The sequence below is a fragment of the Bradyrhizobium sp. P5_C11_2 genome, from assembly GCF_054049755.1.
The window spans coordinates 1-11,333 of sequence record NZ_JBFULT010000221.1; the positions used below are offsets into that span (position 1 = coordinate 1).

An 11,333-nucleotide genomic window follows, 5' to 3' on the forward strand; every position below is an offset into this window, starting at 1 on the left:
ATGCGGGCCACTGCAACCAGGTCAGCCCCTCTGACCATCTTTTGGCGTTGCAGTTGCGCCCATTTCTCGTCTAGAAACGGCCCATCGAGCCACCCGGCAACCAACCGTCAACGGTTTTGACCGAGGATTTGTGGCTCAAAAGGGTCTGGCAATGCTGATTCGCGGCCAAATCGATGGGATTTCGGGGGAGGTGGCTCTGGCCGCCGCCACGATCCCGGCCGCGCTGCTGCCCACCCTCCTTATTGGCGGGCTTCTTCTTACTTGCCCCTGAGGGCCGGCTGGGCGCTGCGCGCCTGGGCACTCAGGGGATGTACGAGATCAGCGGACCCCCGACAGCGCCCCAGGAATAACCGGCGCGAAAGCTCAAAAGGAAATTTGAAATGGCCCCCGTGAACAAGTCCGACAAGGACCGCGTCATCATTTTCGACACCACGCTGCGCGACGGCGAGCAGTGCCCCGGCGCCACCATGACGTTCGAGGAAAAGATCGAGATCGCCGAGATGCTCGACGACATGGGCGTCGACGTCATCGAAGCCGGCTTCCCGATCACGTCCGAAGGCGACTTCCAGGCCGTCAGCGAGATCGCCCGCCGCTCCAAGAACTCCGTGATCGCCGGCCTGTCGCGTGCCAATCCAAAGGACATCGACCGCTGCGCCGAAGCGGTGAAATTCGCCAGGCGCGGCCGCGTCCACACCGTGATCGCGACTTCGCCRCTGCACATGCGTGTCAAGCTGAACATGACGCCCGAGCAGGTGATGGAGCTCTCGATTGCCAATGTCACCCGCGCCCGCAACCAGATCGACGACGTCGAATGGTCGGCCGAAGATGCCACCCGCAGCGAGATGGACTACCTCTGCCGCATCGTCGAGGCCGTGATCAAGGCCGGTGCCACCACGGTGAACATCCCCGACACCGTCGGCTACACCACGCCGGACGAATACACCCGCTTCATGAAGACGCTGATCGAGCGGGTGCCGAATTCCGACAAGGCGGTGTTTTCGGTTCACTGCCATAACGACCTCGGCATGGCGGTGGCGAACTCGCTGGCCGGCATCGCCGGCGGTGCGCGCCAGATCGAATGCACCGTCAACGGCATCGGCGAGCGGGCCGGCAACGCTTCGCTCGAGGAAGTCGTGATGGCCATCAACGTCCGCAACGACGTGTTTCCGTGGTGGAACAAGATCGACACCACGCAGCTCACCCGCGCCTCGAAGGTGGTGTCGGCGGCGACCTCGTTCCCGGTGCAGTACAACAAGGCCATCGTCGGCCGCAACGCGTTCGCGCATGAGAGCGGCATCCACCAGGACGGCGTGCTGAAGGACGCCTCCACCTACGAGATCATGCGGCCCGAGATGGTCGGCCTCAAGCAGTCCTCGCTGGTGCTGGGCAAGCATTCCGGCCGCCATGCCTTCGTGCACAAGCTGGAGGAGATGGGCTACAAGCTCGGCCCCAACCAGCTGGAAGATGCGTTCACGCGAATGAAGGCGCTCGCCGACCGCAAGAAGGACATCTACGACGAGGACATCGAGGCGCTGGTCGACGAGGAGATGGCGGCCTCGCACGACCGCATCAAGCTGACCTCGCTGACCGTGATCGCCGGCACCCATGGCCCGCAGCGCGCCACCATGAAGCTCGACGTCGATGGCCAGATCAAGATCGAGGAGGCCGAGGGCAACGGTCCGGTGGACGCGGTGTTCAACTGCATCAAGGCGCTGGTGCCGCACGAGGCCAAGCTCGAGCTGTACCAGGTTCACGCCGTGACCGAGGGCACCGACGCGCAGGCGGAAGTCTCGGTCCGACTGTCGCATGAGGGACGTTCGATGACGGCGCGCGCGGCGGATCCGGATACGCTGGTAGCGTCCGCAAAGGCCTATCTCGGCGCGCTCAACAAGATCGTCATGAAGCGCCAGCGCGACACGGTGACGACGGCGGCGGCAAGCTGACGCGTCATTCTCTGCAGTTCATCGGCAAACGCGGCGTCTCCGACGCCGCGTTTTTCGTTTTGGGCCCGATGATGTGGAGGAGAGTGCATCATAACATAACCGTTATTATCATGTCATGTTATCATTTCATTAACTGCAGCATCGCGGCCCGCGCCCCGCCGCTGGAGAATTGAAATGTCATTGACTGCTGGTTCGATCGCCTTCACCGGGTTCAACGGCGACGGCAACGACAATCTGTCCTTCGTTGCGCTGACCGACATCCCGCAGGGCACGGTGATCAACTTCACCGACAGCAACTGGAACGGAACCAGCTTCTCCACCGGCAGCAATGCCGAAAGCACGATCGCCTGGACCGCGACCAGCGCGATTCCCGCCGGCACCGTCATCGACATCAACAACATCGGCAAGGGTACGTTCGGCACGAGCGCGGGCTCGGCCACCTTCACCAACGCCAACAACACCGGCCTGTCCAACGACAGCGAGGTCGTCTACGCCTATATCGGCACCTCGACCGCACCGACCTTCCTCGCCGCGATCTCCAATGTCGGCTATGCGACCTCCGACGGCACGCTGACCGGCACCGGCCTCATTGCCGGCCAGACCGCCGTCAGCTTCACCGGCGGTCTCGACATCGTCGGCTATAACGGCCCGCGCGCGGGCCTTGCCGGCTTCGCGGACTACCTCGCCGCGATCGGCAACACCGCCAACTGGCAGACCCAGAACGGCAGCGGCGATCAGAGCGCCGACGGCAATACACCGGACGCGCCGTTTCCGACCACTGCGTTCACCCTGGCGGCCCCGGCGGCGCAATTGATATCGTTCTCGCCGTCGAGCGTGCTGGTCGCCGAAGGCGACAGCGGCACCAAGACCATGACATTCGTCATCGTGCGCAGCGGCAGCACCACCGGCGTCGCGAGCTTCTCGGGCACCTTCGCCGCCGGCACCACCAATGCCGCCGATTACGGCGGCACGTTGCCGCCCGTGACCTTCAACGGCACCATCGCCGATGGTGCCACCTCGGCGACCGTCACCGTCACGATTTCCGGCGACACCACCCCGGAGGCCGACGAGAGCTTCACGCTCACGCTCACCAGCGTCAGCAACCCAAGCGCAGCGGCCACGATCGGCACCGCGACTGCGACCGGGACGATCACCAACGACGATTCGTCGACCCCGATCACGCTGGCAAACAACGACCATCACACCATTTTGAGCCCCTCAACGCTCTCCGGTTCGACCCCGGTCACCTGGATTGGCGGCAGCACCTCGCCCGGCGCGCTGCTGGAAAATTTCGGCAACATCATCGGAACCAGCCGCGCGATCGCCACCAGCGGGTCCGCAAGTGGCAGCTTCACCGTGAACAACGGGCTCGGCGCGACCATCACCGCAACCAAAGATGCCGTGAAGATCTCAAATCTCGTAACCGGCACCAGCGGCACCTTCACCCTCAACAACCAGGGCACGATCTCCTCGACCGGAACCGGCAGCAATGCCGGCCAGGCGCTTGACCTCGACGACATCAATTCGAGCGGCGCCAATACCGTCATCAACAATGCGGCGGGCGGCGTGATTTCGGCGGCCGATGCCGACGCGATCCGGGCCGGTGCCCACGCCACCATCAACAACAACGGCCGGATCGTCAGCCAAAACGCCTCGGCGTCCTCGTCCGGCAACGATGCGATCGACTTCCAGTCGGTCAACACCGGCGGCGTGGTCAACAACTTTGGGGGCGGCAGCATCATCGACGGCGCGCGCCACGGCATCACCGGCGACCAGCCGATCACCATCACCAACGACGGCACGATCATCGGCCGCGGCGGGTCCGGCATCAACATGGACAGTGCCGCCAACACGACGACGACCGTCACCAACCGCGGCACCATCACCGGCACCTCCATGAACGGTGCCGACGCCGATGGCATCGACGTCGATGGTTTGGTCTCGATCGACAATTTCGGAATGATCTGGGCGGTCGGCCTGACCAGCGCCGCCAACGGCCTCAACGAGGCGCTCGCGATCGGTGGCGGCTTCCTCCATAACGAGGCCCGTGGTGGCGGGATCGTCAGCGATCAGCGGGCCATCACCGTCGACGACAGCAACGGTGGCGGTGCCTTCGGCGCCGTCACCATCGTCAATGACGGTTACATTGAAGGCAAGAACGGCCAGGCGATCTCCATCACCGGCACATTCGCCAATACCATCGCCAATAGCGGCTACATCGTCGGCAGCATCGCCATGGGCGACGGCAATGATGGCCTGAGCAACAGGGGCGTCATCAAGGGCGACGTGTCAATGGGAGCCGGCGACGACAGTATCACCCTCGTCAACGGCTTGGACGTGGCCGGGGGGCGCTCGGGCTTGAGCGGGACGATCGATGGCGGTGCGGGCACCGATACGATCAGTCTTTCGAGCACGGGCGTTTACTACGACCAGCTCGGCACCGTGATCAACGTCGAGAATCTTCACATCCGGAGCGGCAACTGGGGCCTCAGGACTCTCGCCGGCTTTTCCGATATCAAGATCGAAAGTGGAACGACCGCGTACTTCGTTGATGCGACCCCCAGCCCGTCGCTTGGCGCCAAGACCATCTACAATGAGGGCGGCATCACGGCCCCCATCAGGATCCTCGGCGACTTTGACGACATCGTCACGAACAAGGGCGGTATCAAAGGTGGTGTCTTTACCGACGGCGGTGCCGACACGCTGATCAACAGTGGCATGATCGTCGCGTATTCCGGCGCTTCCGCGGTCGACCTTGGCGACGGCGACGATACCTTCACCAACAGCGGCGTCGTGTCTGGCAATGTGACGATGGGCGCTGGAAACGACACCATTGACCTTTTCACCGGTTCAACCATCGCGGGCATGATCGATGGCGGCGATGGCAACGACACGATCAATCTGTCGGGCTTGGGAAGCTGGACGCTTGGCATGACGATTGGCATCGAGAATCTCGACGTGCGAAGCGGAAACTGGGCGACCAGCGTGAGTTACGCCCATGTCACGGTCGAGACCGGCGCCAGCCTAGTACTGGGGGGTCAGGTTTCAGCCGGCACGGTGGCGCAGGGCGCTGCGCTCTACGTTTACGGCAGAGCGGACGGCGCCACTGTGCGCGGCGAGCAGTGGGTTGTGGGTGGCGGCAAGGCCAACGGCACTATCCTGGACGGCGGCAGCCAGAACGTCTACGGCGCGGTGGTGACCCAGACCACGATCGGCAACGGCGCGATCCAGTATCTCCATGGCAGCGCCATCACCACGATCCTCAACGACGGTGGCGCGCAGAACGTCTATTCCGACGGCACGGCGACCGGCACCACGGTCAATGTCGGCGGCGTTCAGAACGACTGGGGCACGGCGAGCGGAACGAGGCTCGAGGGTGGGGCGCAATACGTGTTCGGCTCGGCAAGCACGACRACGCTCAATTCGGGCTTGCAGTTCGTTGAGAATGGCGGCGCCGCCAACACCGCGACGATCCATGGCGGCAATCAGGTCGTGTTCGCCGGTGGAACAGCGACCGGCACCACCATGGACGGCGGCAGCCAGGAAGTTTACGGCGCGGTGGTGACCCAGACCACGATCGGCAACGGCGCGATCCAGCATCTCCATGGCAGCGCCGTCACCACGATCCTCAACAGCGGCGGCGCGCAGAACGTCTACGCCGACGGCACGGCGACAGGCACCACGGTCAATGCGGGCGGCGTCCAGGTCGATTGGGGCGTCGCCGGCGCCACCATCGTCAACGGCGGCGTGCAATATGTGTATGGCAGCGCGGCCGGCACGACGGTGCTGGCCGGCACGCAATATGTCCAGTCCGGCGGCAGCGCGGACGACACCACGATCGGCTCGGGCGCGCTCGCCTTTGTCCATTCGGGCGGCGCGATGGACGATGTGATCTTCGCCGGTCCCAATGCCTCGCTGGTGCTCGCCCAGGCGTCGGCGCTCACCGGATCGATCTCCGGCTGGCAGGACCATGACAGCATCGATCTCGGCGACATCCTGTTCGGCGACGGCGTGACCTCGTTCGCCTATGCTCAGAACAGCGGCAACACCGGCGGCACGCTGACGGTCTCCGACGGCACGCACACTGCGTCGCTGAGCCTGCTCGGCCAATACAGCGCGGCCGACTTCGCGCTGTCCTCTGACGGGCACGGCGGCACGCTCATCAGCGATCCTGGCGCCGCCAACGCGCAGCAGCAGATGCTGGTGGCCTCGCTCGGCCGCTGAGCGAGCAATCCGCTCAAAGACCGTCCGCAAGACCGAACTGCCCGGCTCATTCGAGCCGGGCATTTTTTTTTGAGATCCCGAATTCAAGCGTGATTAACACTGCGCCGGCGCTCACAAGCTCCTGATGAGGCCGGCATGCCCCAGCCGCCTGTCCGCAGCGACACGCGGGCATCGACCAACCCCCTCTCGGTACTGCATTTTTTGCAAGCCGCCCCCCTGCTAACGGGCAATAGCGCCTGTCCCCGCTTCACTATAATCCTGCCCTCAGCTTAAATTTAAGCTCTGGGGCCGGCGATCCGCGCCTCACAAAAAATGCGGGAGGAAGCATGCGGAAACTCATCTTGGCTGCGGCGTCGGTTGCGGTCTTGGCCGGGGCGTGGACCGGGCCGGCATCGGCTCAATCGCCGATCATCATCAAGTTCAGCCACGTCGTCGCCACCGACACGCCGAAGGGCAAGGCGTCGGAGAAATTCAAGGAGCTCGCCGAGAAGTACACCGGCGGCAAGGTCAAGGTCGAGGTCTATCCGAACTCGACGCTCTACAAGGACAAGGAAGAGCTCGAGGCGCTTCAGCTCGGCAGCGTGCAGATGCTGGCGCCCTCCAACTCGAAATTCGGTCCGCTCGGCATCCGCGAGTTCGAGGTGTTCGATCTGCCCTACATCCTTCCCGACCTGAAGACGCTGCGGAAGGTGACGGAAGGCCCGCTCGGTCTCAGGCTGCTCAAGCTGCTGGATTCCAAGGGCATCACCGGTCTCGCCTATTGGGACAACGGCTTCAAGCAGATGAGCGCCAACAAGAAGCTGGTGACCCCTGGCGACTACCAGGGCGTGAAGTTCCGCATCCAGTCCTCGCGCGTGCTCCAGGCCCAGTTCAAGTCGCTCGGCTCGTTGCCTCAGGTGATGGCGTTTGGCGAGGTCTACCAGGCGCTTCAGACCGGCGTGGTCGACGGCCAGGAAAACACCTGGTCGAACATCTATACCCAGAAGATGCACGAGGTGCAGAAGTACATCACCGAGACCAACCACGGCTACATCGGCTACGTCGTGATCGTGAACAAGAAGTTCTGGGACGATCTGCCGGCCGACATCCGCGACCAGCTGACGAAGGCGATGAAGGAGGCGACCGACTTCAACAACACGCAGTCGCAGAAGGAAAACGACGACGCGCTCGCCGAGATCAGGAAGAGCGGTAAGAGCGAGATCATCAAGCTCACGCCGGAGCAGGACGAGGCGATGCGCAAGGCGATGGAGCCGGTCTACAAGGACGCCGCAGGCCGCGTCGGCCAGACGCTGATCGACGAGTTCCAGAAGGAAGCGAAGAGCACGACGAACTGATCCAGGGAAGCTATGTACAAAGGGCTTCTGTGCACTGCACCGAAGCCCTTTTTGTTGCAAAAGATTTCAGATTACGACTGAACAGACATTCAGGGGCGTTACATCTCTGTAAGAACGCTCACCCTGTCCAAGTTGTAAGTTGCGCGTCAGCCGTCCGGCGCTCATCCTCAGGGCACCCTTCCAGAGGAGGTCCGTATGAGGAAGTTCACCATCGCCGCCATCGCCGTGCTCAGCATTGCCGGCTCGGGCGCGGTCTATGCCCAGTATCATCACCCGTGGATGGAGCACTTCCGCCACATCCGCATGAACCCGGAAGACCGTGCCGCCTTCGTCGACGCGCGCATTGCCGCCGTCCATGCCGGTCTGAAGCTCAACGCCGATCAGGAGAAGCTGTGGCCGCCGGTCGAGAGCGCGGTGCGCGAGTTCGCCAAGCTGCGCATCGACCGCGCCAATGCGCGGATGAATGCCGGCCCCGGCGACGCCGCCAGGGACTCCGACAAGCCGGAGGATCCGGTCGCTCGCCTGCGTCAGCGCGCCGAGGACATGGGCGCGGCGTCGGCGGCCCTGAAGAAGATCGCCGATGCCGCCGATCCGCTCTACAAGACGCTGGACGAGGGCCAGAAGCGGCGCCTCGCCGTGCTGACCCGCCATCGCGGCCCGTTCGGCGCCGGCGAAGACGGTCCGCCGCACCACCGCTTCATGGAACGCATGGACCGCATGATGGAGCGCGGCATGGACCGCTTCCACGGCGACCACTTCGACCGGGACCGCGGCCCGGACCGGGATCGCGAAGGCCGGCTGTAAGCGGGGGCGGATTCCGCGGGGATTAACCTTGGCGAAGCCGCTGGAATCCAGCGGCTTTTCGCATTTTAGGGCTTGTGGACGAACCCTTGGAAAACCTTCGTTGCATCGCTTGCCATACCCGGTTCGCTTTGCTAAACGACCGGCCTCGCAAGGCTTTGACCGCCTTTCGGGCGCATAGCTCAGTTGGTAGAGCAGCTGACTCTTAATCAGCGGGTCCCAGGTTCGAGCCCTGGTGCGCCCACCATTGGAAAAGTCTTATTTTCCAAGACCTTCGCGAAGTGATCGCCGAGACAAAATGGGTCTCGTGCGGCGTTTTTTGCAGCGGGACGTGGCGCGGCCAGATTGCCGTGCGACTTTCCCTTTGTCTCTCTATCTTCACCCCATTCGATACAGCCCGCAGATCCGACGGTACAGGTCGATTACGTGCTCGTCGTAGAATAGGACATTAGGGCGAGCAAAACGGACAGTCTGCTCTGCCCGTCGCCGGGTGCTGCTTGCTGCAGAACCAGAACCAGAACCGGATCGTTCGGGTCGGGGGGTTCGATCCCCTCCCCCGGTACCGAGGCTACGATTTTTACGTCAATCTACGATCTTCCGCGATTTTGTACTCCCGATGCGGTTGGAGCCGCCGGTGCGAATTGCGTTGGCTGCAAAAGGTGGTCGCTCTCCGTTGCTYCTGAGAGCTAACTCCTCTGACTAATAAGCTGCTTTGGATTTCACGCTAGGCATGCGGGAATGACGGCCTTTGGCGCACAGTTGACGTCGCGCGGCCGTTCTCATTGTTCAGCCGGCAGGCTTCATAGGTTCGTCAATTCAATCTCGGAAATCTGCGTCAAGCTGGTTCGAACGCGAGAGCTTAGCCTTGCGTGCGGCCTCCGCATCCCAATCTGGCGGACTGCAGTACCTCGCAGTTCCGGACAAATTGCTCGACATTCGTTGTGGCCAAGCGGTTCAGCTCTTCGCGCCAGAGCCCCTCAGAGCGTCCCATGCGGCCCGACTTGCTTGATCGAAGGACTTGCGGGATTCTTCCAACGCGGCGCTTAGCACCGACCAGGACTCGTTCCCTCTCTCCTTGAATTCTTGAAGACGTGCTTCTGCTTCAGACGCGTCGGATTTCAGTTGCTTGAGCGCGGCATCGATATCGGTCGTCCGGGCCTCGGCCACTTTGCCCGCCGCCTCCCGGAATTGATCCGCCGCCTCGCGCCATGCCCTTGCCTGCGCCGCTGCTATGTCCTTGAACGTGGCCTGCTGCTGCTCGATCTGCTTGCCGGCGCCTTCGAAGTAGGTCTTCATCTGCGCTTCGAACCCGGTCCAGTGCTTTTCCAGATCCGTCTTCGCGCGCGCCAAAGCGGCTTCGCCGGCTTCCGCTTGCGTCTTGAGAAGCGCCTGAAAATCATCGCGCCGTTTTTTCAGATCAGCGACGATCTCATCGGCCCTGACCCTGGACTCGGCTTTGACCTCCGTCGCTTTCACTTCGAGCGACGCCAGTGCGGCATCCATTTCGTCGATGCGCTCCTTAGCCCAATTGAGGTAAAAATGCATGCTGCTTTGCTCGGACATGACGCATCTCCGTTGGCTACGAATGTACTGGTATTCATGCCTTAGCTCAGCTTCTCTTGACTTGACCTGCGTCAAGCTTCCTGAAGCGAGAGGCCTCGAGCAGTTGCATGCGGAAGCGGCGTTGTCGTTCTACGGGGAGCGGCGACTTGCTTGCGCGGCGCTTGCTCCCGGCTGCGGGGCAGACAACCCATGTTGGCCGCAGCGTAGAATTCGCGCGGCTCCTCCACCCTGGCACGGGGCGGCAACACGTCCCCGTTGAACGCGTGCTCGCACCAGCGCAGAGCGTCCGTCAGGTTCTCAGTTCCGGCAAGATCAAGCGGTGTGCCATTTCTCGTACCTTCGAGCAGAGCGTTATCGCGCTCGCCGAAGCGGATGACGGGCTGGCCACTGGATTCCTCAATGTGATCATTGTCAGAAGGCATATCTTTCACTCCGTGGTGCGTGCGCGGGGCCGATTGTTTGGCGGCCTCCGATGCCCGACGGGCGGTCCTACGCGGCCGTCCAGCCGCCATCGATCGCGAGATTGGCACCGGTGATCTGCGCGGCGTCGTCACTGCACAGGAACAGCGCGAGCGAGGCCACTTGCTCGGCCGTGACGAACTCCTTCGTGGGCTGCGCTGCGAGCAGGATGTCACTGATGACCTCATCCCTCCTCAAGTTGCGCGCTTTCATCGTGTTGGGGATTTGCTTCTCGACGAGTGGTGTCCAGACGTAGCCGGGGCTGATGCAGTTGCAGGTGATCTTCGACCGCGCGAGCTCCAGCGCCACCGTCTTGGTGAGACCCGCGATCCCGTGCTTGGCAGCGACATAGCCCGACTTGAAGGGGGAGGCGACCAGCGAGTGGGCCGAGGCCGTGGTGATGATGCGGCCCCAGCCGCGCTTCTTCATGCCCGGCACCGCTGCACGGATGGCATGGAATGCGGCGGACAGGTTGATCGCGATGATCGCATCCCACTTCTCGGGTTGAAACTCCTCAATGGGAGAGACGTGCTGGATGCCGGCATTGTTGACGAGGACGCCGACACTGTCGAAGGTTGCTGCGCCGAGTGCGATCAGCTCGGCGATTTCGATCGGTTTGGCCATGTCCGCGGGCGAATAGATCGTCTTGACCCCGAATTCGCTCTCGATCGCTGAGCGCTCCTTCTCGACATCAGCAGGTGCACCCATGCCGTTGAGCACGATGTTGGCGCCGGCTTCTGCGAAAGCACGTGCGCACGCGAGGCCGATGCCGCTGGTCGAGCCGGTTATGACAGCTGTCTTACCCTTCAGAATACTCATCTTATTCACTTTGCTCTGTGTGTTGCGTCAATAGCTGAAGCTCCGCGGCTGGCGAGCGCCTCGGCTGCGTGGGGTTGCGTCAGGTGACCAGACTTCGTTCTGAGGGCCGGAACACACGTCGGATTGGTTCTTGCAGATAATCGTGGGCCACTCTGCCAAGACCCAGCGTGAGATCTGCACGGATGTGGAT

Annotated in this window: 6 protein-coding genes and 1 tRNA gene; 5 read left to right on the forward strand and 2 right to left on the reverse strand. The window is 62.8% G+C overall.

Features of this window, described 5'->3' with window-relative positions:
- The first annotated feature begins 380 nt into the window (after positions 1-380).
- The 5 genes from ACXJL8_RS20745 to ACXJL8_RS20765 all read left to right on the forward strand — a co-directional run bounded on the left by ACXJL8_RS20745 (position 381) and on the right by ACXJL8_RS20765 (position 8,549).
- Positions 381-1,943 carry a 2-isopropylmalate synthase gene (locus tag ACXJL8_RS20745; RefSeq protein WP_456619831.1) on the forward strand — a complete coding sequence of 521 codons (1,563 nt, stop codon included), beginning with the start codon at positions 381-383 and terminating at the stop codon, positions 1,941-1,943.
- Positions 1,944-2,117: 174 nt separating this feature from the next.
- Positions 2,118-6,167, forward strand: a complete 4,050-nt coding sequence (locus ACXJL8_RS20750) for a beta strand repeat-containing protein (protein WP_456619830.1) — start codon at positions 2,118-2,120, stop codon at positions 6,165-6,167.
- Between the two features lie 326 nt (positions 6,168-6,493).
- Complete coding sequence (locus ACXJL8_RS20755) at positions 6,494-7,501, forward strand: TRAP transporter substrate-binding protein (protein ID WP_456619829.1); 1,008 nt, start codon at positions 6,494-6,496, stop codon at positions 7,499-7,501.
- A gap of 195 nt (positions 7,502-7,696) precedes the next feature.
- Positions 7,697-8,305, forward strand: a complete 609-nt coding sequence (locus ACXJL8_RS20760) for a Spy/CpxP family protein refolding chaperone (RefSeq protein WP_456619828.1) — start codon at positions 7,697-7,699, stop codon at positions 8,303-8,305.
- Positions 8,306-8,473: 168 nt separating this feature from the next.
- Positions 8,474-8,549: transfer RNA gene (locus tag ACXJL8_RS20765), tRNA-Lys, on the forward strand.
- A 707-nt stretch (positions 8,550-9,256) separates the two neighbouring features.
- On the opposite strand, the gene ACXJL8_RS20770 is transcribed toward ACXJL8_RS20765, so the two are convergent.
- Entirely contained in the window at positions 9,257-9,865 is a 609-nt protein-coding gene (locus tag ACXJL8_RS20770; protein ID WP_456619827.1) for a sll1863 family stress response protein, read from the reverse strand.
- A gap of 489 nt (positions 9,866-10,354) precedes the next feature.
- On the reverse strand, positions 10,355-11,143 hold the full coding sequence (locus ACXJL8_RS20775; RefSeq protein WP_456619826.1) for a 3-hydroxybutyrate dehydrogenase: 789 nt from the start codon (positions 11,141-11,143) through the stop codon (positions 10,355-10,357).
- Between the last annotated feature and the right edge of the window lie 190 nt (positions 11,144-11,333).